We start from the raw sequence: 22,548 nt of genomic DNA, 5'->3' as shown, positions 1-22,548 counted from the left end.
CAACCCGTCAGGCCGCCGCGCGATCCACGTGCCAGGTGATACGCCACGCGGGCAGAACCAGGCGCGCGGTGGTGCCCACGCCATATTCACTTTCAATCGTGACGGTTCCACCGTGCAGCATGGCGATGCGGCGCGCGATGGCGAGGCCAAGCCCGATGCCGCCAAAGCGACGGGAATGCCCGGCGTCGGCCTGAACGAAAGGCTCGAAGATGCGGTCGATGTCTTCCTTGCGGATGCCGACGCCTTCGTCCCTGACAGCGATGGCGAGGCCGCCGGTGTCCGTGCGTTCAAGGGAAATGTTCACGAAGCCGCCCGAGGGCGAAAACTTCACGGCATTGGAAATCAGATTGATGAGAATCTGCTTGATGCGGGTGATGTCGCCTTTCACCTCCACGCCATCCACGATGCGGGCAATGATGGTCGTGTCGGTCTTTTCCGCCGCGTCCCGGCACATCTTGGCGGCGATCTCCACGAGTTCGGCGGCATCGGCTTCCTGCTCCACCAGTTGTAGCGTGCCCTTTTCGATGCGCGTGGCGTCCAGAATGTCGCTGATCAGCGATTGCAGATGCTTGCTGCTGCCCAGTATGGTGTTGAGATGATCAATCCGCTGCGCCTCGGTGATGGCATCGGCGTGCGGCGAAATGAGGAGTTCGGCGAAACCGACGATGGCGTTCAGCGGCGTGCGCAGTTCATGGCTCATCACGGCGAGGAACTGCGATTTGGTTTCACTTGCCTTCTCCGCCGCCTCCTTGGCCTCGATGAGTTTGGTTTCGGTGCGGTGATCGCCGGTGATGTTATGCGCGGCGCCGCGGTATCCCGAAAAATTGCCATCGGCATCGAACATGGGTTTGGCGGTGATGCGCCACCAGCTTTCATGCCCGCCCAGCCGTGTGGTGACACGGTGGCCGTCGACAGGCCGGTAGGCCCGCATGGTGGCCAAGAGCGCGTTCCAGCCGGGATCATCCGGGACTTCGCACATGGCATCAGCGATCAAGCGTCCTGTGATCGCGGCTGGCTTGATGTTCAGCGCGTTGAAGAGACTGGGTGACGCATAGACAATCCGCCCCTGGCCGTCAGTTTCCCACAGCCAGTTTCCTTCACTCTCGTCAGCATCGCTCAGGAGAAGGGAAATGATCTCGTTCTGCTTCTTGATCTCGTCTTCGGCATGGGCATGAAGGCGGGCGGCCTCGTGCGCGTGCAGGATCATGATGGCCACGCTCAGGCAATAGAGAAGCGAAAACGCGCCAAGTGCTATTCCTGTTGTTCCACCAATCTTGATCGAAGCGAGGATCAGCGATCCGGCGATCAGCGCACAAAACAGAATGGCCGAGGACTGGACGCGGGCCAAGGCAAGCGAGCCAAGTCCGGATATGCCGAAGGTAATCGCGACGGCCAGGAGGCGCAGTTCCGCTCCGGCATCGAAAAACAGGGCGGGGAATGCCGCCCACACGAGGCCAAGCAAAATCGTGCAAAATTCATGCAGATGCAGGCTGGCCTGTTTGCTGACGGGTTTGAATCTTTGGCAGTATCCGGCGATCAAAAGCGGGAGCAGGGATGCGGCGACAGCCGCCGTCACCCAGCCCAAAACCAGCGTCGGGGAAGCGTGATCGATGGCGATTCGCGCAAAGCCCAGCGCCACCAGGGCGCTTGAAAAGAGGAAGAGGATCGGAAGGGTGACGGAATTGCTGGGCGGGCCGCCGTCTGCCGGTGCTTCGGCGCGGGCAATGAGGGACCGCCACCGCAATTCGGTGCGGCGCAGCACATGCCCAAGCCCGGCCTTCATGTCCGTTGTCGCCAGTTCTCTCATTCCAGCGTCCGGAATTATGATCTTTTTGCATTTGCAAGGCGTTAACGGCGGGGTAGTGCAATGTTTCATGCAAGGAAGCGACATGCCCACCGCTGAAAATATTTGGCCGCCCGGCCATCCGGCCATCCGGACCGGCAAGATCGGGGTCCTTCTGGTCAATCTGGGCACCCCCGAGGCCACGGATTACTGGTCGATGCGGCGCTATCTGAAGGAATTCCTGTCCGATCGCAGGGTGATCGAGGTGAGCCGCCCTTTGTGGTGGCTGATCCTGAACGGCATTATCCTGCAGACCAGACCGCAGAAGAGCGGTCATGCCTATGGCAAGATTTGGAACCGGGAACTGGATGAATCGCCGCTCAAGACGATCACTCGCGGGCAGGCGGAAAAACTTGCGGCACGGCTCAGGGACTTGCCGGATGTGATTGTCGATTGGGGCATGAGGTATGGCTTGCCGGCGATGAATGACCGGATTGCCGCGCTGAAAGAGCAGGGTTGCGACCGCATTCTGATCTTCCCGCTCTATCCCCAGTACAGCGCGGCCACCACGGCCACGGTCATGGACAAGGCCTTTGACGGGCTGAAGGCCATGCGCTGGCAGCCGGCGCTCCGCAGCGTGCCGCCCTATTATGATGATCCAGCGCATATCGAGGCGCTGGCACAGAGCATCGAGGCCCACCTCGCCACGCTATCCTGGGCGCCTGACCTGATCCTTGCTTCCTTTCACGGCCTGCCGCAGACCTATTTCGACAAGGGTGATCCCTATTACTGCCACTGCCAGAAAACCGCCCGCCTGCTGCGGGAGCGGCTGGAACTGCCGCCGGAGAAGCTGCGGGTGGTGTTCCAGTCGCGCTTCGGCCGGGCGGAATGGATCAAACCTTACGCGCAGGACAGCGTGGCGGCGCTCCCTGCCGAGGGCGTCAAAAAGCTGGTGATGGTGATGCCGGGTTTCGCGGCGGATTGCGTGGAAACGCTTGAAGAGGTGGGCATCGGCCTCCGCGAGACGTTCCTGTCGCGGGGTGGTGCGGAATTTTCGGCCGTTCCCTGCCTGAATGACAGCGACATATCGGTCGCCATGCTGGAAACCATATTACGCCGCGAAATAAAAGGGTGGGCCTGATGCCCTTGCGGCGCATCTGATCAATCCCCATTCTTCCTGCCGCCGGCCACGGCGGACCGGTTTGGGAGAACAGCATGTTTCAAGGAGCTAGCGTTTTCGTTCTGGTGGTGCTGGCGGTTGTCGTCTTCTACCTCCTGCGGGCGATCCGCATGGTGCCACAAGGCTATAACTACACGGTCGAGCGCTTCGGGCGGTACATCCGTACACTGGGGCCGGGGCTTGGCCTGATCGTTCCTTTCATTGACCGCATCGGTGCCAAGCAGAACATGATGGAGCGGGTCATTCCGGTGCCTTCGCAGGAAGTCATCACCAAGGACAACGCCATGGTGACGGTGGATGGCGTGGCTTTCTACCAGGTGCTGGATGCGGCGCGGGCGACCTATGAGGTCAACAATCTCGAGAACGCCATCATCAACATGACGATGACCAATATCCGCACCGTCATGGGCTCACTCGAACTCGACAATCTTCTCTCGCAGCGCGACGAGATCAACCACCGCCTCCTGAGCGTCGTCGACAAGGCGACGGAGCCGTGGGGCGTCAAGATGACCCGTATCGAGATCAAGGACATCAACCCGCCGCGCGATCTGGTGGACTCGATGGCGCGCCAGATGAAGGCCGAGCGCGAGAAGCGCGCCTCCATTCTGGAAGCCGAAGGCCTGCGGCAGGCCGCCATCCTGAAAGCGGAAGGCGAGAAGCAGTCTGTGGTTCTGCAAGCGGAGGGCCGCCGCGAGGCTGCTTTCAAGGATGCCGAGGCGCGCGAACGGTCAGCGGAGGCTGAAGCCAAGGCGACGGAGATGGTCAGCAACGCCATCGCTTCGGGCAATGTGCAGGCGATCAATTATTTCGTCGCCAACAATTATATCAAGGCGCTGGAAACCCTGGCGCAATCGCCCAACCAGAAGGTGCTGATGATGCCCGTCGAGGCGTCATCCGTGATCGGATCGATTGCCGGCATTTCCGAACTGGCGCGGGAAGCCTTCGGCACGCAACCGCAGCCTACTCCTCCGGCGCGGCGCACCGGCTCCGGCGTGCCCGGCATTCCGTCCAAATCATCGTAAGGGGTGAAAGCCATGTCAGCCTTCTTTCCCATGCTCGATGGCTGGGTGTGGTGGATCATTGCCGGCATTCTGCTGATGCTGGAACTCACCGCGCCCGGGGTGTTCTTCATCTGGCTGGCCATACCGGCAGCACTTGTCGGCGTGCTGGATCTGCTGTTTCACCTGAATTGGCAGATCGAGCTGCTGATCTTCGCCGCGCTGTCGCTGGTATCGGTCTATGGCGGGCGGCGGTTTCTTGCCGCGCGCCGCGTGCTGGACAGTGACAAGCCGAGCCTGAACCGCCGCATGCTGGATTATATCGGCCGGAGCTACATTCTCGACCAGCCCATCACCGAAGGGCGCGGCCGCCTGTCGATCGATGGCACGCAATGGGATGTGTCGGGTGAAGACGCGCCAACCGGCACGCGCGTCAAGGTGACGGCGGTGGACGGCATGAAGCTGAGGGTGGTGAAGGCTTAAGCCGCGCCGATGCGCAGCAGATCGTGAATGTGGACAAGACCCACAGGCTCTCGCGCCGCATTCACCACGAAAAGGCTGGTGATCTTGGCGGAGTTCAGGATCTCCAGCGCTTCCGATGTCAGCGCGTCCGGATCAATAGTCTTGGGATTGCGCGTCATCACCTCGCCCACGGTACGGTCCAGCAGGTTGCGGTCCATGTGGCGGCGCAGGTCACCGTCGGTGACAATGCCAATGAGACGGCCAGCGGCATCCACCACGCCCAAGCAACCATAGCTGCGAGACGTCATGACCAGCAACGCCTCCGACATGCGCGGAGACTCAATGGTAAGCGGAAGCTCGGACTGCTTGTGCATGATGTCGCGCACGTGAGTGAGTTGCGCGCCCAGCCTGCCGCCGGGGTGGAAGTTCTTGAAGTCGCGCGGGCCGAAGCCTTTTTCTTCCAGTAGCGCAATGGACAGCGCATCGCCGAGAGCAAGTTGCATCAGGGTTGAGGTGGTGGGGGCCAAGCCATTGGGGCAGGCCTCCTTGGCACGCGGCAGGACCAGCACCACGTCAGCTTCTCCCGCCAGCGTGCTTTGCGCCTGCGCGGTGATGGCGATCAGCGGCACGGCAAAGCGGCGCGAATAGGTGAGAATGTCCCTGAGTTCCGGCGACTCGCCCGAATTCGACAGCACGACGATCACATCATCAGGGGTGATCATGCCCAGGTCGCCATGGCTTGCCTCGGCGGGATGCACGAACATGGCAGGCGTGCCTGTCGAGGCCAGGGTGGCGGCGATCTTGCGGCAGACATGACCACTCTTGCCCATGCCGGTGAGGATCACGCGGCCCTTCGCCTTGCGCAGCACATCTACGGCCTGGGCGATCTGTTCTCCCAGTGGCCCCTCCGCCGCCTTCACCAGCTGCGCCATGCCTTCGGTTTCCGTGGTGAGTGCCCGGAGGGCCGATGCGCGCCAGGCAGCGCCAAGCGGAACGGGGGAGGTCTGGGGACGGTTCATGGTTCAGATTTAGGCGCGTTCCCCCCAAAAAGGAAGCCGCCAGCTTCGATACAGGCCGTCAACCACCCATTAACCATACGCTCCCTAGAGTCCAGCGCAGGAGTTTCTGGATGGTGTGTGGGCGGCGCTTTGCCAGCCTGGCTTTGGCCGGATTGATCGGCATGACGGGTGCGGCCCTGGGCCAGCAGGCGCCCGCCTTGCGCACGACCATTGATGACACCGATTCGGACGTGGCGGCCGATACCTCCGATACGCTTCCGCAGGCCGTGCCGCTGCCCCGCGAAACCTCGCTCACCGTGAAACCGTTGGAAGAGCCGCCGCCGATGATCCGCCGCAAGGCCGCAACTGACCCTTATGCGCCGCTTGGCATCGATACCGGAGGCCTCACGCTTTATCCCTCGATCATGATCGGCGGCGTCTATTCGTCGAACATCAAGCAGTCGCATGATGACAGGGACGCGGCCCCCGGCGTTCTTCTCAAACCATCGCTCAACTTTGCCAGTGACTGGAGCCGCCACAGCCTGACGGGTTCCGCCGATCTCGACCTTGAACGCTATGCCGACAAGGACAAGACGCTGCTGCGCAGCGGCGATGCGGATATCGATCTTCGCCTCGACATCCGCCACGACCGGCGGGTGGAGCTTGGGCTTTATGCGACGCTCGACGATACGGGGCTGGGTAACAGCGAGGTGCCGGCAACCGCCATTGGCGTGCGGTCTGAACAGATCGTGGGCGGACGCGCCGCCTATATTCAGGACTTTGGCCCGATGGAAGGCCGGGTGACGGCGGGTGTGTCCTACAACCACTATGATGACGTGAAGCTGTCTGGCGGCGGCAAGGAAGACAACGGCGACCGCAATTTCTGGGCCCCCTCCCTTGCCTTGCGCGCCACCTACACCGATCCGCCTCTGCTCAAGCCCTTTGCCGAATTGGCCTATGTGCCGCGCCTCTACACGCGGTCCCATGACCGCAACGGGCTGGAACGGTCTTCCAATGGCTATTCCGCCACTGCAGGCGTGATGATCGACGACAATCCCATCTGGGGCGGCAGCCTTGGGCTGACCTATCTCCTGCGTGATTATGAAGATCCCAGCCTTGAAACCACGGGCGCGCTCGGTCTCGTGGGCGATGTCAGTTGGTCTCCCACCGATCTGACGCAGGTGGTGATGACGGCCACCACCTCCATCGACGATTCCGTGTCCACGGCCTCAAACGGCAACCGTATCTGGACGCTTGATGCGGAACTAACCCAGGCCATTCGCGACAATGTTGATCTCAAGGGGGGCGGCGGCCTTGAGATCGAAAAGCAAAGCGGCGGCAATGATGTCACTTACACGGCCAATGCGGGCGTGGACTGGAAGATGAACCCCCAGCTCACCTGGTCGGCGGCTTATGATTTCACCTATCTGGATGCTGTCACATCATCGCGGAGCTATACCGAGCACCGCGTCACCGCAGGCATCACGCTTCAGCCCTAGCTCAGGATCTTCTTGAGCGCGGCGCGGAAGTCGGGGCCGATGTCGGGGCGCTCCAGCGCGAGCGCGACATTGGCCGAAAGAAAGCCCACCTTGTCACCGCAGTCATAGGTGGTGCCCTTGTATTTGACGCCCCAGAAATCCTGCGCCGCCATCAGGCGGATCATCGCATCGGTGATCTGGATTTCACCACCCGCGCCCGGTTTCTGCTTTTCAATTTCCCCGAAGATTTCCGGCTGCAGAATATAGCGGCCCGAGATGATGAGGTTTGAGGGTGCCTTGTCGCGTGGCGGCTTTTCCACCATGCCGTCGATGGTGAAGGCGTTGTCTTTCCAGTCTTTCGCGCCCACCACGCCATAGCGGTGCACATGCTCCCACGGCACTTCCTCAACCGCGATGCCGTTGCCGCCGCGCTGATTATAGACATCCATCATCTGCTTCAGGCAGCCAGGCCTGGCATGCATCACCATGTCGGGCAGCAGCAGCGCAAAGGGCTCGTCGCCCACGATGTCGCGCGCGCACCATACCGCATGGCCCAGACCCTTGGGCTCCTGCTGGCGGGTAAAGCTGGTTTGGCCTGCTCCCGGCAAATCCTTCTCCAACTCGGCCAGGGCCTCCGACTTGCCGCGCGCGCGCAGCGTATCCTCGAGCTCATACTGCTTGTCGAAATGGTCCTCGATGACGCTCTTGTTACGGCCGGTCACAAATACGAAATGCTCGATCCCCGCATCGCGCGCCTCGTCCACCGCAAGCTGGATCACCGGCCGGTCCACAACCGTCAGCATTTCCTTGGGCATGGCCTTGGTGGCGGGCAGGAAGCGCGTGCCCAGGCCTGCGACGGGAAATACGGCTTTCTTGATCGGACGCGGCATGATTTACCCTTCATTAACGGCGTTGCAGACGTGCGCGGCAGCATTAAGCTGGCCTTGGCTGACATCTAACTAATAGCGTGTGAAAAGGTTCAGACAAAGACCCTGTGGTTTTTGCGCGGTGGAGTTTTCGGCATGACGGTTCTGGTGACGGGCGGCGCGGGCTATATCGGCAGCCACATGGTGCTGGCGTTGACCGACGCCGGCGAAGACGTGGTGGTCCTCGACAATCTCTCCACCGGGCACTGGTGGGCGATTTCACCCAAGGCTAAGCTGGCGGAAGGCGACATCGGCGACGAGGCGATGCTGGCGCGGCTGATGGCGGAACATCAGTTTGATGCCGTGGTGCATTTCGCAGGCTCGATCGTGGTGCCGGAGTCGGTCACCGATCCGCTGGCCTATTATCTCAACAATACGGTGAAATCGCGCAGCCTGATGGCGGCGGCGGTCAAGGCCAAGGTGCCGCGCTTCATCTTCTCCTCGACGGCGGCGGTTTATGGCGAAACCACAAATGAGCCGGTGTTTGAAACCGTGCTACCCAAGCCCATCTCGCCCTATGGCACGTCAAAGCTCATGACCGAATGGATGCTGCGCGATGCCCATGCGGCCTATGGGCTGCAATATATCGCGCTCCGCTATTTCAACGTCGCGGGGGCCGATCCGCAAGGCCGCACCGGGCAATCAACGCCGCGCGCCACCCATCTTATCAAGGTCGCCTGCCAGACGGCGCTGGGGCAGCGCAGCCACATGGATGTCTATGGCAGCGACTATGATACGCCCGATGGCACCTGCCTTCGCGACTATATCCATGTCAGCGACCTCATCGCCGCGCATATGGACGGGCTGGCGCATCTCCGCAAAGGCGGTGAAAGCGGCATTTTCAATTGCGGCTATGGCAAGGGCTATTCGGTGCTTGAGGTGATCAAGGCCGTCGAAAAAGCTGAAGGCGCGCCCTTCAAAGTGAACATGGTGGGCCGCCGGGCGGGCGATCCCGCCGCCATCGTCGCCGGGGCCAGGCGGGTGCGCGAAGTTTTGGGCTGGCAGCCCAAATACGACGATCTCGACACCATCGTGTCCTCCGCGCTCGCCTGGGAGCGGCGGCTGGCGCAGCGCAACGCGGCCTGATTGCAGCCGCATTTGGCGGTTGAAATGGTTCCCTGTTAGGATTGCCTTGCCGCATCCGAATCCCAGGGACGCCGATGAACCGCAGACACTTGATGCTTTGGGCGCTGAGCCTGCCATTGCTGCAGGCCACGCCCGCTTTTGCCGACGCCAAGTTCGAGGCTTTCATTCAGACGCTGTGGCCCATCGCCAAGGCCAATGGCATTTCGCGCGATCTGTTTGACCGCGCCTTTGCCGGCATCACCGATCCCGATCCCACGGTCCTGAAGCTCGCCAACAACCAGCCGGAATTCACCTCCACCACCTCGGCCTATCTCGAAAAAGCTGTCACGCCCATCCGTATTGATACGGGGCAGCAGAAGCTTGCATCGGAGGCGAAGCTGCTCTTGGCCATCGAAGCCAAATATGGCGTGGACCGGCGCATCCTGCTCGGCATCTGGGGCATGGAATCGAACTTCGGCAAGGACAAGGGATCGATGAAGGTGATGCGCTCGCTCGCCACCCTCATGTATTCCGGCCTCAAGAAACAATATGCGCGCGAGCAGTTCGTTGCGGCGCTGAAAATCCTCAAACGCGGCGTGGTGACGCCGGAGAATTTTACTGGCTCGTGGGCGGCGGCGCTGGGGCATACGCAGTTCATCCCCACCTCCTATCTCTCCTACGCCGTCGATTGGGATGGCGATGGCGTGAAAGATATCTGGAACTCAAAAGAAGACGCGCTGGCCTCCACCGCCAATTATCTCGCGAAGAGCGGCTGGAAGGACGATCGGCCTTGGGGATGGGAAATAACCCTGCCCAAGGATTTCAACCTCGCGATGATCGGGCGGCAGAAATGGCGGACCGTGGCGGAGTGGCAGAAGCTGGGCGTGGCGCGCGCCGACGGCAAGCCGTTCGGATCCTCGCAGGCCTCGGCCTTTGTCATGGTGCCGCAAGGCGTTTCGGGTCCCCGCTTTCTGGTCACCCAGAATTTCATGGCGATCATGGATTACAACCTCTCGCATTCCTATGCGCTGGCGGTGGGCCACTTGGCAGACCGCATCCGCGGCGGCGGGCCCATTCTCGCAAGCTGGCCCGATGTGACCTATGATCTGACATTCAAGCAGCGGGTGGAATTGCAGCGGACCTTGACGGCCAAGGGCTTTGAGACGGGCGGCGATGACGGGCGGTTTGGCGCCCGCACCTATGAAGCGATCATCGCCTTCCAGAAAAGCGCCGGATTGCCGCTCGATGGTGTGCCGTCGCTCAAGCTGCTTGAGCGGGTGCGGAAAAGCTGAGCCATGCGCTTCATCATTTTCATGCTGGTGATGATGCTGGGCGGGCTTGCGGAGGCGCAGCAGGTTGTTACGCCTGTCATGGGCTCGTCGGCCAGTGATGACGGCGCCCAACCTGTGGCAAGCCAGACCCATATTCTGGTGATCGGTGACGCGCTGGGCGGCGGGCTGGGGGCCGGCTTCTCACGTCTTGCCGAATCCGATGGCTCGCTCGACATCACGCTCCGCTTCAACGAAGAGTCAGGCATCGCGAGGCCCGAAGTTTATGACTGGGGCGATACGGTTCCGAAAATCCTCGATGGCAAGAGTTACGATGCCGCCGTGGTGCTGATCGGTTCAAACGACCGGCAGATGATCCGCGATGGCGATTTCCGCTATGCCTTCGGCACCGATCCGTGGAAAGCGGCCTATGTGAAGCAGCTTGACCGCGTGCTGGATGCCTTCAAGGCGGCGGGCATTCCGGTTTACTGGGTCAGCCTGCCGCCAATGCAGGACTTGGCCTATGACGGCGATCTGAAAATCGTCAGTGCCTTGCAGAAGCAGGAAGTTGAGAAGAGGGCAGCGCATTATGTGGATCTGCGCGCCGATTTTCTTGGCAAGGATGGGGCCTATATCGACAGTGACACGGACAGTTCCGGCGCGCCCCGCAAGCTGCGCGGCAAGGATGGCGTGAGTTTCTTCAAGCAGGGCAATGACCGTATGGCGGAGCTTGTGCTGGCCGCCATCCGCTCCGCCACGCCGCAGGCCCTGCCGAAGAGCGGCACGCCCGTAACGGCCAAGACATCCGCTCCTGCTGCAGCTTTGCCGCCTGTGGCAGAGTTGCCGGTGTTCGGGCAGGCGGGCTCGACCGGCGAAGACCAGTCATTCCGCGCCGAGGATGTTCTGGTGGCCATGGGGCCGGGCGGTGCGGGGCTTGTGGCGCTCCGGGCTTTGGCCCAGCCGGGAAGCGCTGCCGAACGGATGTTCGTGACCGGCGAGGCCGCGCCGCCGCCAAAAGGCCGTGCCGATGATTTTTCGCTCAAATAATTTACTTGAATTCGCCGATGGCGCGGATGAAGCGGGCGATCTCGTCCTCGGTGTTATAGTAATGCACGCTGGCGCGGACGACATCGTGATAGCCGCGCTTCAGGAGATCGAAGCGGGCGCGGTCGCCCGATGACACCGAGACATTGATGCCCTGGGCGCGAAGCGCCATCTTGATGGTTTCGGCTGCGTGGCCCTGTTTTACGAAGGTGACAATGCCGGATTGCCGCGTACCCGTATCGGTGAGCGTGACGCCGCGAAGTTTCGAGAGTTCTTCCCGCAGGAGTTTTGCGAGACCGAGCACGCGCTGTTCGATTTCTTTCAATCCGATGGACCGCGCATAGCGGATCGCCTCGGCCAATCCCAGCTTGCCCGCGTAATAGCATTCCCAATTCTCAAAGCGGAGCGCGCCGGGCGCGAGGGTGTACTCATTGTCTTCCGGCCAGTCGGCGGAATGAAGATCGACGAACACGGGTTCAAGCCGGTTCGCGAGCTCCCGCTTCACATAGAGAAAGCCGGTGCCGCGCGGCCCCCGCAGGAATTTGCGGCCCGTGGCGGAGAGCATGTCGCAGCCGATCTCTTCCACGTTGACATCAAGCTGGCCGACGGACTGGCAGGCATCGAGCAGGAACGGGACGCCAGCCGAACGCGCCACCTTGCCGATCTCCGCCGCAGGATTGATGAGGCCGCCATGGGTTGGAATATGGGTGATGGAAATCAGCCTGGTGCGGGCGGTGATCATCCGCTTGAGGGCCGCAACGTCGAGCTGGCCCTGATTGTCGTCCGGCACCACCTCGATCACCACGCCCTTGCGCTTCGCCATCTGCAAATAGGCGAGATAGTTGCTCGAATATTCGGCCTGCGCGGTGAGGATGACATCGCCTTCCTTCAGGGGCAGGGAATAAAACGCCATGTCCCAGGCGCGGGTGGCGTTCTCGACATAGGCGATTTCATCCGGCGCAGCGCCGATCAGCCCGGATGCCTCGCTGTAGAAGGCTTGCATGCGGGACGCCGCTTCATCCTTCGCCTCATAGCCACCGATCTGGCGCTCGCGCTCGAGGTGCGCCACGACGGTGTTGTGAACCGGGTCGGGCGTGAGAGATGAGCCGGCATTGTTGAAATGCAGGACGTGTTTCACGCCCTGCGTTTCGGCGCGGTAACGGGCAATGTCTTCCGGGGTCATCTCGGAAGGTTAGACATGCCCATGAGATATTCGTCAACGGCGCGCGCCGCCTGCCGCCCTTCGCGGATGGCCCAGACGACGAGCGACTGGCCACGCCGCATGTCGCCAGCTGCGAAAACCTTGTCCACCGTGGTGCGGTAGTTCTTGACGTTGGCCTCCACATTGCCACGGCCATCGAGCTTTACCCCTAAGCTCTGCAACATGCCTTCATGAACGGGGTGCACGAAGCCCATGGCCAGCAGCACAAGATCGGCCTTGAGTTCAAAGGCCGAGCCCGGAATCTCCTGCATCTTGCCGTCGACGCGCACGCAATGAAGCAGTTTCACGGCGCCGTTTTCACCGGAGAACGATTTTGTCAGCACGGAGAAGTCGCGGTCGGCACCCTCCTGCTGCGAGGAAGAGGTGCGCATCTTCAGCGGCCAGTCCGGCCAGGTCAGCGCCTTGTTTTCCTTTTCCGGCGGCTTCGGCATCACCTCAAGCTGGGTGACGGACAGTGCCCCCTGGCGGAGCGAGGTGCCAATGCAGTCCGAGCCGGTATCGCCGCCGCCGATCACCACCACATGCTTGCCGTTGGCAAGAATCGGCTGGTTGGTGAGCGGCTGCTCCTTGGAGACGCGGCGGTTCTGCTGCGGCAGGAACTCCATGGCGAAATGAATGCCGCCCAGGTCGCGGCCGGGGATGGGAAGATCGCGGCCCTTCTCGGAACCGCCGGTCATCAGCACGGCATCGAAGCTGTCGACAAGCTGCTTTGCATCCTGGGTGACGCCGATGTGAACGCCGTGATGGAAGGTGACGCCCTCCGCCTCCATCTGCTTCACGCGGCGGTCGATCAGGTGCTTCTCCATCTTGAAGTCGGGAATGCCGTAGCGCATCAGTCCGCCCGCCTTGGCGTTCTTCTCGAAGAGATGCACGGTGTGGCCAGCGCGCGCCAGTTGCTGTGCGGCGGCCAGGCCCGAAGGGCCGGAGCCCACGACGGCCACCTTCTTGCCCGTCTTCTCGCCAAAGGATTCCGGCTTGATCCAGCCGTTCTCCCACGCCTTGTCGACGATGGCGCATTCGATGGTCTTGATGGTGACGGGCGTGTCCTCGATGTTCAGCGTGCAGGAAGCCTCGCAGGGCGCGGGGCAAACGCGTCCGGTGAACTCGGGGAAATTGTTGGTGGAGTGAAGGTTGCGCGACGCTTCCTCCCAGCCGCCGTTGTAGACCAGATCGTTCCAGTCGGGGATCTGGTTGTTCACCGGGCAGCCGTTGTGGCAATAGGGAATGCCGCAGTTCATGCAGCGCGCCGCCTGGTTGCGCACCCCCTCATCCGAGAGCGGGATCACGAATTCGTTGTAATGCCGCACGCGGTCTGCCGCCGGCGTATATTTGCGATCCTGCCGCTCGATCTCAAGGAAGCCTGTGACCTTGCCCATGTTACGCGCTCCTCTTGAGGCCGATGGTCATGCCATCGCTGGTTTCCTGCGCCTTCTCCAGTTCCTGAAGAGCGCGGGCATATTCGACCGGCATCACCTTCACGAATTTCGCCAGCATGGCCTGCCAGTTGTCGAGGATCGCCTGGGCGCGTGACGAGCCGGTGTATTTCACATGGCGCGTCAGCAATTCGCGCACGCGCTCGGCGTCGTGGCGATCCATATGCGCGGTCACGTCCACAAGGCCGTGTCCTTCGAGGTCACCGCCATGATGGTGCAGGCGCTCCAGCGTGTCCTCTTCTTCCGGCACGGGCTGCAAGTCCACCATGGCGAGGTTGCAGCGCTGCGCGAAGTCTCCGGCCTCGTCCAGTACGTAGGCCACGCCGCCCGACATGCCGGCGGCGAAGTTGCGGCCCGTCTCGCCGATCACCAGCACGCAGCCGCCGGTCATATATTCGCAGCCATGGTCGCCCACGCCCTCGACAACTGCGATGGCGCCGGAGTTCCGCACCGCGAAGCGTTCGCCCGCCACGCCCCGGAAATAGCATTCGCCGGTGATGGCGCCATAAAGCACCGTATTGCCGACGATGATCGATTTCTCAGGCACGAAGCCGATGTTCTCCTGCGGGCGCACCACGAGGCGTCCGCCCGAGAGGCCCTTGCCGACATAGTCGTTGGCCTCGCCGGTCAATGTCAGCGTCATCCCATGCGCGGCCCAAGCGCCAAAGCTCTGGCCTGCGATGCCGTTGAAGGAGACGCGGATCGTATCATCGGGCAGGCCTTCATGGCCGTAACGCTGCGCCACGGCGCCGGCCAGCATGGCGCCTGCCGTGCGGTCGGCATTGCGGATCAGGGTTGCGATCTCCACCGCCTTGCCATGCTCCAGCGCGGGTGCCGCCTCGGCAATCAGCTTGCGGTCGAGAATGCGGTCGATGCCGTGATCCTGCGCCGTCACATGCTTGATGGCGAGGGGGCCGGTCACGTCAGGCTTGGCGAAGATGCGCGAGAAGTCGAGGCCCTTGGCCTTCCAGTGGGCAATCGCCTCCTGCTGGTCGAGCCATTGGGTTTCGCCGATCAACTCGTCGTAGGAGCGCATGCCCATCGCCGCCAGATGCTCGCGCACCTCTTCGGCCACGAAGAAGAAGAAGTTGATGACATGCTCGGGCTGTCCGGTGAAACGCTTGCGCAGCACCGGGTCCTGCGTCGCCACGCCCACAGGGCAGGTGTTGAGGTGGCACTTCCGCATCATGATGCATCCCGCGGCGATCAGCGGTGCGGTGGCAAAGCCGATTTCATCAGCGCCGAGCAGCGCCGCGATCACCACGTCGCGGCCGGTGCGGATGCCGCCATCGGCCTGCACCGTGATGCGGCCGCGCAGATCGTTGGCCACCAACGTCTGTTGGGTTTCGGCAAGGCCGATTTCCCATGGCGACCCCGCATGCTTGATCGAGGTGAGCGGCGATGCGCCGGTGCCGCCTTCATAGCCCGAGATCGTCACATGGTCGGCATGCGCCTTGGAGACGCCCGCCGCCACCGTGCCCACGCCCACTTCCGAGACGAGCTTCACTGAAACAAGCCCGGCGGGGTTCACGTTCTTCAGGTCGAAGATCAGCTGCGCCAGATCCTCGATGGAATAGATGTCGTGATGCGGCGGCGGCGAGATGAGGCCGACGCCCGGCGTCGAATGGCGCACCTTGGCGATGGTGGCGTCCACCTTGTGGCCGGGCAATTGGCCACCTTCGCCGGGCTTGGCACCCTGCGCCATCTTGATCTGCATCATGTCGGAGTTGACGAGATATTCCGCTGTCACGCCGAAACGCCCGCTTGCCACCTGCTTGATGGCGGAGCGCATGGAATCGCCATTGGCCAGGGGCTTGAAACGGTCCGCTTCCTCGCCGCCCTCGCCGGTGTTGGAGCGGCCGCCGATGCGGTTCATGGCGATGGCCAGCGTGGTGTGCGCCTCACGGCTGATCGATCCATAGGACATGGCGCCGGTTGCGAAACGCCTGACGATGCTGACCGTCGGTTCCACCTCCTCGATGTCAACCGGCGCGCGGCCCATTTCCTCAGCCGTCCGTATACGGAACAATCCGCGCATGGTCTTCAGCCGTTCGGACTGCTCGTTGATGAGGCGCGCGTAGTTGCGGAACTTGTCCCTGGAATTGCCACGCACGGCATGTTGCAGGTTGGAAACGGTTTCCGCCGTCCACACATGCGCTTCGCCGCGCATGCGCTGGGCATATTCGCCGCCCACGTCCAGGCTGGCGCGGAACACCGGATTTTCGCCAAAGGCATCTTCGTGTCGGCGGAAGGCTTCGGCGGCAATCTCGCTGAGGCCCACGCCTTCGATCTGCGTGGCCGTGCCGGTGAAATATTTGCGCACGAACTCACTGGAGAGGCCCACGGCGTCGAAAATCTGCGCGCCGCAATAGGACTGATAGGTCGAGATGCCCATCTTGGACATCACCTTCAGCAGCCCCTTGTCGATGGCCTTGATGAAGCGCTTGCCCGCTTCATAGGCCGTCACCTCTTCCTCAAGCTGCGGCAACATGGCCTCCAGCGTCTCGAAGGCGAGATAGGGGTTCACGGCTTCGGCGCCATAGCCCGCAAGCGCCGCGAACTGGTGCACCTCGCGCGGCTCGCCGGATTCTACCACCAGGCCGACTGCGGTGCGCAGGCCCTTGCGGATCAGATGATGATGGGTGGCTGATGTGGCGAGCAGCGCCGGGATCGGCACTCGCTCGGCCGAGACGGCGCGATCAGAAAGAATGATGATGTTATAGCCATCCTTCACGGCGCGCTCGGCAAGGCCGCACACCGAGTCGAGGGCGGCTTCCATATATTCCGGGCCGTTCGCCACGTCATAGGTGATGTCGATGGTGGCGGTGCGGAACGGATTGTCGGAGACGGCGCCGATGGTGCGCACGCGCTCAAGGTCTTCATTTGTGAGGATGGGCTGCGCCACCTCAAGCCGCATGTGCTTCGAGGTGCCCTTGAGATCGAGCAGGTTCGGGCGCGGGCCGATGAAGGAAACGAGCGACATCACCAGCTCTTCGCGGATGGGGTCAATCGGCGGGTTGGTCACCTGCGCGAAGTTCTGCTTGAAATAGGTGTCGAGCAGCTTGGCCTTGTCGGAGAGCGCTGAGATCGGCGCATCATTGCCCATCGAGCCCACGGCCTCCTGGCCGGTCTGCGCCATGGGAGCCATCAGGATCTTCAAATCTTCCTGCGTGTAGCCAAAGGCCTGCTGGCGGTCGAGCAGCGGCACGGTGGAACGGGCGCGCTTGGTGCGGGCCTGCGGCAAATCCTTCAGCACCACCTGGGTGCGCTTCAGCCAGTCCTTATAGGGATGAGCGGTGGCGAGGGTCTTCTTCAGTTCCTCATCGGAGATCATGCGCTTCTGCTCAAGATCGATGAGCAGCATCTTGCCGGGCTGCAGCCGCCACTTGTGGGTGACGTGTTCTTCCGCGAATTGCAGGCAGCCCATCTCGGAGGCGAGCAGGATATAGCCGTCATCGGTCGTCATGTAGCGCGATGGGCGAAGGCCATTGCGGTCGAGCGTGGCGCCGATCAGGCGGCCGTCGGTGAACACCATGGCGGCGGGGCCATCCCACGGCTCCATGAGGGCAGCGTGATATTCGTAGAAGGCGCGGCGGTCCTCATCCATAAGCGGATTGCCGGCCCAGGCTTCGGGGATCAGCATCATCATGGCATGGGGCAGGGAGTAGCCGCCCATGTGCAGGAATTCGAGCGCGTTGTCGAAACACGCAGTGTCGGACTGGCCTTCGTAGGAAATCGGCCACAGCTTTGACAGGTCCTCGCCGAGAATATCGGACTTCATGTTGGCCTGGCGCGCCGCCATCCAGTTATAGTTGCCGCGCACCGTGTTGATTTCACCGTTGTGGCAAACGAAGCGGTAGGGGTGCGATAGCGGCCAGCTTGGGAAGGTGTTGGTGGAGAAGCGCTGGTGCACCATGGCGAAGGCGGATTCCACCAGCGGGTCTTCGAGGTCGCGGTAATAGGCGCCGAGGTCCTTGCCGAGCACGAGGCCCTTGTAGACGATGGTGCGGGCCGAGACGGAGACGGGATAATAGGTCTTGCCCTTGCTGCCTAGGACTTCCAGCACGCGGTTCGACACGACCTTGCGGCAGACGAACAGCTTGCGCTCGAAATGCGCTTCATCGCGGATGGTGGGGCCACGGCCGATGAAGAGCTGGCGATGAACCGGTTCGGTGCCCTTCACGGAATAGCCGAGAATCGACGAATCGACGGGCGCGTCGCGCCAACCCAGAACCTTCAAGCCTTCCTCACGGGAGGTTTCCCACCAGATGCGTTCGATGTCCTGCCGGTAGACCGGTTCGCGTGGCATGAAGAGCTGCGCCACGCCATAATGCTGCGGGCCGGGCAGTTCAAATCCCAGCCGCTTGGCTTCCGCCGCGAAGAAGGCGTGTGGAATCTGGATCATGATGCCAGCGCCATCGCCCGCCTTGGGGTCGGCGCCCACGGCACCGCGATGCTCAAGGTTCTTGAGGATCGACAGGCCATCGCTCACGAGGCGATGAGCTTTGACGTTATGGATGTTGGCGACGAGGCCAATGCCGCAGGCATCATGTTCGTTGCGCGGGTCGTAAAGACCATGCGCCTCGGGCAGGCCTTCCGGCCGCTTCATCATGTTCATTGCCCCAACTCCTCTCCCAACGTCATCCTATTCTTGCGCAATCAGCCCCCAAGGGAAACCGGCTGCGATGGTGGGTCTGATCGTGGAGGCGGGGCCTTCGGGTGGCCGCCAGAACCCCTGCCTCAGGATCAAACCCGTGGCGCCTGTGCCGGCGCGCGAGCCTGCCTCTATTTGCGTTTGAGAGGCGTAGCGCCGCGCGCGGCGGTGGCACCGGCGGCGCGATTGGCCGTCGTATTCTGGGTCCTTGTGGTCGTATTCCGGGTCATCCGGCGGGTCCACTTGCCTTGAATTGCCATAAAAGGTCAGGGTTACTGACCTTTTATGTATGCCAGAATGAGGGGCGTCCCGCAAGGAAGGAATCACGGGATGCAGAAATACGCAATAATATTGCGCAGTCTTGATTTTTCCCGAAAATGAAATAAAATCTCTGATATGGAAAATCCAGAAGCCAACCTCGATCATCTCATCGCCGGCCGTTTGCGCCAATTGCGCGTCGGCCGGGGGTGGTCGCTAGATCAATTGGCGCAGCAAAGCGGGGTTAGCCGGGCCACGCTTTCGCGTTTGGAGAATGCGGAGGTCAGCGCCACGGCCAATGTGCTGGGAAGGCTCTGCGCCGTTTATGGGCTTACTATGTCCCGGCTCATGTTCCTAGCGGAAGAAACATTCACGCCGCTCGTGCGCGCCGAAACTCAGTCGGTCTGGCGCGATAAGCAGGCGGGCTTCACGCGCCGTTCGGTGTCTCCACCTGCCGCCAAACTGTCCGGAGAAGTGATCGAATGCTGGCTGGAGCCCTTGGTCCGCATCGCATACGCCCATCCGCCGCGCCCGGGGCTCGAGCATCACCTGGTGATGGTGGAAGGCGAACTCATACTCACCATTGAGGGGAGCCTGCATACTTTGCGCACGGGCGATTGCCTGCGTTACCGGTTATTCGGTGAAAGTCTGTTTGAGACTGGCGCGGTGCTGGCGCGGTATTTCCTGTTTACAGTGTGAGGATGGAATGGACATCAGATCTGGCGGACTTGACGATCCCCGCGTGGTGGCGTTGCTTCGCCACCACTTCGACAAATGCCACGAGGTGACGCCGCCGGGGAGCGCCCATGTGTTCGACCTGTCGAGGCTCAAATCGCCTGATGTGGATTTCTGGGGCGTGTGGGAGGACGAGACTCTTCTGGCGTTCGGCGCGATGAAACGGCTGGATGCCCTACACGGCGAAGTGAAATCCATGCACACGGCCGAGGCTGCACGGCGGCGTGGCGCGGCGAGCCTTGTCCTCCATCACATCGTTCAGGAAGGGCGCGCGCAGGGGCTGAAGCATCTGAGCCTCGAAACCGGATCATTCGGTTATTTTGAACCGGCGGTAGCACTCTATAAGTCTCACGGTTTCGTGGAATGCCCGCCATTTGGCGACTATAGACCCGATCCCAACAGCCTGTTCCTGACGCTGACGCTCTAGGCCAGCATGCCCAGTGACCGCAGCGACACATAGATGCCAGTAGCGATCACCAGCGCGCCAAACAGGGGTTGCAGGATTTTCGCACTGACGCCCATCCGGTTTCCGGCCACGGCGCCGGCGATTCCTCCCGCAATGAAGAACGCGACCATTCGCCAGTTCACTTCGCCCGCCAGCGAATAGGTGATGGCGGTTGCGGCCCCGAAAGCGGCGATTGCCGCCAGTGACGTCGCCGCCGCATTGCGCATCGGCATGCCGGTGGCGAAGAGCAGGGCCGGGACGATCAGAAAGCCGCCGCCAATCCCGAAGAATCCCGCCAGCGCTCCGACCGCCAGGCCAGACGTGGCAAGCCACGGCAGCATGTGCCGCGCCGTATGCCGTGTCAGGCGCACGTCCGGGTCGCCCTCGGCATCTTTCTTCAAGAGCATGAGAATGCCGACGATCACCATCAGCAGGCCGAACAGCGGAATGAGCTTTTCACCCGGCAATCTCAGCGCGAGATTGGCGCCTAGCACGGTGCCGAGAAGGCCGAAGCCCGTGAACACCACGCCGCATGGCCATTTCACCAGCCCTTGCCTTGCCTGTGTAAAGAGGCTGGAGAGCGCGCTGAGCGACACGGCGACGGCGCTGGTGCCGATCGCCATGTGCGCCGAGGGAACGCCCACCACATAAAGAAGAAGCGGTACCGCGATGATCGAGCCGCCGCCGCCCAGAAGGCCGAGCACAAGGCCAACCACGCCGCCGGAAAAAGCGGAGAGAAGATCGGTGATGGTCATGCGTTCACGCGTGGGCAGTGTGGTTCGGGGGCATCAGGGCGCGGATTTCTGCCAGCCCCTGCCGGTGACCCCCATGAAAACAAGGCCCGCGCCAATCGCGGCAGAGAGCGCGTAGAAGCCGGGATTGACGAAAAATCCAAGGGCCGCGCCAAGAACGACCAGGCTGCCCGCGGCGATCTGCACCTGCCGGTTCATTTCCAGCGGCCGGCTGTGATCCTTGCTGATGGGAAGCCCGGCGGCGCGCCAGGCTTCAAGGCCGCCATCAAGGATGAAGGCCGCGCAACTCGTTCCCTGTGACAGGCGATCTTCATTCACCCTCGTCCGGTTGCCGGACTTGCAATGAAAGATCATCACCTGGCCTTCGCGCCCGGTGAGCGTGGTTTCGCCAAGTGTTGAGAGCGGCACCGACGATGCGCCGGGAATGCGCTCATGCGCGTGCTCATCGCGTTCGCGGATATCGATGAGCATGGCGCCCTGGTCGATAAGTTGCCTGGCTTCCGCGGGTGAAACATGGCGAAGCGGCATTCTGGAGTCTCCTGTTCAGCAATAGATGGATTTGAGCGTTACCAGCACCTGTGCAACGGCAGGATTGGCGATGCGGTAGAAGATTGTTTGCGCCGCGCGTCGGGAAACAACGAGGCCTTCCTCGCGCATCAGCGCCAGATGCTGCGACAGCGCCGACTGGCTGAGGCCAGCGCTTTCGCCCAGGCTCGAAACATTCATTTCCCCGGCTTTGATCAGCTTGCAGAGGATCACCAGCCGCCTTTCGTTGGCCAACGCCTTCAGCAGCCGCGCCGCTTCACCGGCACGGTCCTGAAAGGTGGCAAGATCAAGCTCCTCAACACTCATCACAGCCTCAATATTAGATGTTGATAATTTAGAATATTCTAATATATTGTCAAGGAAACAGGAAAGGAGATTTTCAATGCCTTCCAAACCCGTGATTCATGCCTTTTTCGACGTGCCAACCAATACGGTGAGCTATCTTATCGCCGATCCCGGGACCAAGGCCGCCGCCGTCGTCGATCCGGTTCTCGACTATGACCACAAATCGGGAAAAGCTTCCGCCCAATCGGCCGATGCCATTCTGGCCAAGGCCCGCGCGGAAGGTTTTCACATCGAACTGGTCCTCGAAACCCATGCCCATGCGGATCATTTGTCGGGCGCGCCCTACATCAAGTTCAAGACGGGCGCCAAGGTGGCGATCGGTGAACATATCCGCGATGTGCAAAAGATTTTCCGCCCGGTGTTCAACGCGCTCGATGTTTCGGGAGACGGTTCGGAGTTCGATATCCTCTTCAAGGACGGCGATATTTTTTCGGTCGGCTTTCTCAAGGGCGAGGTGATTGCCACGCCCGGCCATACGCCCGCTTGCGTTTCCTACAAGATCGGCGATGCCGTATTCGTGGGCGATACGATCTTCATGCCGGACTACGGCACGGCGCGCGCGGACTTTCCGGGTGGCGATGCACGGCAACTCTACCGATCCATCAAGCGCATCACGTCGTTGCCGCGCGAAACGCGGCTGTTCATGTGCCACGACTACCTGCCGCAAGGCGGCCGTACCAATTATGCGTGGGAAACAACGGTGGGCGAGGAGATTGACCGCAACATCCATGTGCATCAGGGCGTGTCGGAGGACGAGTTCGTGAACATGCGCCAGTCGCGCGACGCCACGCTCTCGGCGCCGGTGCTACTCATGCCGTCGATCCAGGTGAACATGCGGGCCGGCAAACTGCCGCCCGCCGACAGCAATGGCGTGCACTACATCCGCGTACCCATCACGCTGGCAAGCTGATTTGCGAATCCCGCGCCGTGCCGCTAGGGGTTGATGCGCAACCCCT

General features: G+C 61.9%; 20 protein-coding genes. 10 read left to right on the top strand and 10 right to left on the bottom strand.

The features are described 5' to 3' along the window. Window positions 1-7: 7 nt before the first annotated feature. On the bottom strand, window positions 8-1,807 hold the full coding sequence (locus tag QM694_RS11210; protein ID WP_415007017.1) for an ATP-binding protein: 1,800 nt from the start codon (window positions 1,805-1,807) through the stop codon (window positions 8-10). A gap of 82 nt (window positions 1,808-1,889) precedes the next feature. On the opposite strand from QM694_RS11210, the gene hemH reads away from it, so the two are divergent. From hemH to QM694_RS11195, 3 genes are all read left to right on the top strand, one after another. After that, window positions 1,890-2,924 (top strand): ferrochelatase, encoded by a 1,035-nt coding sequence (hemH, locus tag QM694_RS11205; RefSeq protein ID WP_415007016.1) that lies wholly within the window; start codon window positions 1,890-1,892, stop codon window positions 2,922-2,924. Between the two features lie 74 nt (window positions 2,925-2,998). Beyond that, window positions 2,999-3,985 (top strand): SPFH domain-containing protein, encoded by a 987-nt coding sequence (locus QM694_RS11200; protein ID WP_415007015.1) that lies wholly within the window; start codon window positions 2,999-3,001, stop codon window positions 3,983-3,985. Window positions 3,986-3,997: 12 nt separating this feature from the next. After that, window positions 3,998-4,444 carry an NfeD family protein gene (locus tag QM694_RS11195; protein ID WP_415007014.1) on the top strand — a complete coding sequence of 149 codons (447 nt, stop codon included), beginning with the start codon at window positions 3,998-4,000 and terminating at the stop codon, window positions 4,442-4,444. Here QM694_RS11195 and QM694_RS11190 read toward each other — a convergent pair. Next, window positions 4,441-5,442, bottom strand: coding sequence for a KpsF/GutQ family sugar-phosphate isomerase (locus QM694_RS11190; RefSeq protein ID WP_415007013.1), 1,002 nt, complete (start codon window positions 5,440-5,442; stop codon window positions 4,441-4,443). The genes QM694_RS11195 and QM694_RS11190 overlap by 4 nt on opposite strands. 110 nt (window positions 5,443-5,552) lie before the next feature. Here QM694_RS11190 and QM694_RS11185 point away from each other — a divergent pair, with 110 nt between their 5' ends. Continuing rightward, complete coding sequence (locus QM694_RS11185) at window positions 5,553-6,920, top strand: outer membrane beta-barrel protein (RefSeq protein WP_415007012.1); 1,368 nt, start codon at window positions 5,553-5,555, stop codon at window positions 6,918-6,920. Here the strand turns inward: QM694_RS11185 and galU are convergent. Next, on the bottom strand, window positions 6,917-7,789 hold the full coding sequence (galU, locus tag QM694_RS11180) for a UTP--glucose-1-phosphate uridylyltransferase GalU (RefSeq protein WP_415007011.1): 873 nt from the start codon (window positions 7,787-7,789) through the stop codon (window positions 6,917-6,919). The two genes, QM694_RS11185 and galU, sit on opposite strands and share 4 nt — an antisense overlap. Window positions 7,790-7,921: 132 nt before the next feature. Between galU and galE the strand changes: the two genes are divergently transcribed. From galE to QM694_RS11165, 3 genes are all read left to right on the top strand, one after another. Further along, on the top strand, window positions 7,922-8,911 hold the full coding sequence (gene galE, locus QM694_RS11175; protein ID WP_415007010.1) for a UDP-glucose 4-epimerase GalE: 990 nt from the start codon (window positions 7,922-7,924) through the stop codon (window positions 8,909-8,911). 74 nt (window positions 8,912-8,985) lie between these two features. Further along, the gene (locus QM694_RS11170) at window positions 8,986-10,182 is read left to right on the top strand and encodes a lytic murein transglycosylase (RefSeq protein WP_415007009.1); all 1,197 of its coding nucleotides are present in this window, start codon (window positions 8,986-8,988) and stop codon (window positions 10,180-10,182) included. 3 nt (window positions 10,183-10,185) lie between these two features. Further along, window positions 10,186-11,205 (top strand): DUF459 domain-containing protein, encoded by a 1,020-nt coding sequence (locus QM694_RS11165; RefSeq protein ID WP_415007008.1) that lies wholly within the window; start codon window positions 10,186-10,188, stop codon window positions 11,203-11,205. A gap of 1 nt (window position 11,206) precedes the next feature. On the opposite strand, the gene QM694_RS11160 is transcribed toward QM694_RS11165, so the two are convergent. From QM694_RS11160 to QM694_RS11145, 4 genes are read right to left on the bottom strand one after another with little or no spacing between them, the layout of a single operon-like run. Further along, window positions 11,207-12,385, bottom strand: coding sequence for an aminotransferase class V-fold PLP-dependent enzyme (locus QM694_RS11160; RefSeq protein WP_415007007.1), 1,179 nt, complete (start codon window positions 12,383-12,385; stop codon window positions 11,207-11,209). Further along, complete coding sequence (locus tag QM694_RS11155) at window positions 12,382-13,800, bottom strand: glutamate synthase subunit beta (RefSeq protein WP_415007006.1); 1,419 nt, start codon at window positions 13,798-13,800, stop codon at window positions 12,382-12,384. The genes QM694_RS11160 and QM694_RS11155 overlap by 4 nt, the downstream gene beginning before the upstream one ends. A 1-nt stretch (window position 13,801) precedes the next feature. After that, entirely contained in the window at window positions 13,802-18,475 is a 4,674-nt protein-coding gene (gene gltB, locus QM694_RS11150; protein ID WP_415007005.1) for a glutamate synthase large subunit, read from the bottom strand. Window positions 18,476-18,502: 27 nt separating this feature from the next. After that, entirely contained in the window at window positions 18,503-18,937 is a 435-nt protein-coding gene (locus QM694_RS11145) for a hypothetical protein (RefSeq protein WP_415007004.1), read from the bottom strand. Here QM694_RS11145 and QM694_RS11140 point away from each other — a divergent pair. Both QM694_RS11140 and QM694_RS11135 read left to right on the top strand, forming a co-directional pair. Beyond that, window positions 18,908-19,468 carry a helix-turn-helix domain-containing protein gene (locus QM694_RS11140; RefSeq protein WP_415007003.1) on the top strand — a complete coding sequence of 187 codons (561 nt, stop codon included), beginning with the start codon at window positions 18,908-18,910 and terminating at the stop codon, window positions 19,466-19,468. The two genes, QM694_RS11145 and QM694_RS11140, sit on opposite strands and share 30 nt — an antisense overlap. A gap of 7 nt (window positions 19,469-19,475) precedes the next feature. Then, window positions 19,476-19,931, top strand: coding sequence for a GNAT family N-acetyltransferase (locus tag QM694_RS11135; RefSeq protein WP_415007002.1), 456 nt, complete (start codon window positions 19,476-19,478; stop codon window positions 19,929-19,931). Here the strand turns inward: QM694_RS11135 and QM694_RS11130 are convergent. Genes QM694_RS11130 through QM694_RS11120 form a run of 3 tightly spaced genes read right to left on the bottom strand, consistent with a single transcriptional unit; the run spans window position 19,928 to window position 21,556 of the window. Next, complete coding sequence (locus QM694_RS11130; RefSeq protein WP_415007001.1) at window positions 19,928-20,704, bottom strand: sulfite exporter TauE/SafE family protein; 777 nt, start codon at window positions 20,702-20,704, stop codon at window positions 19,928-19,930. The genes QM694_RS11135 and QM694_RS11130 overlap by 4 nt on opposite strands. A 33-nt stretch (window positions 20,705-20,737) precedes the next feature. Further along, on the bottom strand, window positions 20,738-21,229 hold the full coding sequence (locus QM694_RS11125; protein WP_415007000.1) for a rhodanese family protein: 492 nt from the start codon (window positions 21,227-21,229) through the stop codon (window positions 20,738-20,740). Window positions 21,230-21,244: 15 nt separating this feature from the next. Next, on the bottom strand, window positions 21,245-21,556 hold the full coding sequence (locus QM694_RS11120) for an ArsR/SmtB family transcription factor (RefSeq protein WP_415008613.1): 312 nt from the start codon (window positions 21,554-21,556) through the stop codon (window positions 21,245-21,247). Between the two features lie 73 nt (window positions 21,557-21,629). Here QM694_RS11120 and QM694_RS11115 point away from each other — a divergent pair, with 73 nt between their 5' ends. Further along, the gene (locus tag QM694_RS11115) at window positions 21,630-22,502 is read left to right on the top strand and encodes an MBL fold metallo-hydrolase (RefSeq protein WP_415006999.1); all 873 of its coding nucleotides are present in this window, start codon (window positions 21,630-21,632) and stop codon (window positions 22,500-22,502) included. The last annotated feature ends 46 nt before the right edge of the window (window positions 22,503-22,548 follow it).

This window comes from Aestuariivirga sp. (assembly GCF_047602625.1).
GTDB lineage: Bacteria > Pseudomonadota > Alphaproteobacteria > Rhizobiales > Aestuariivirgaceae > Aestuariivirga.
Note: the sequence above shows the minus strand (reverse complement) of the source record. Positions and strands in the feature narration are given on the sequence as shown.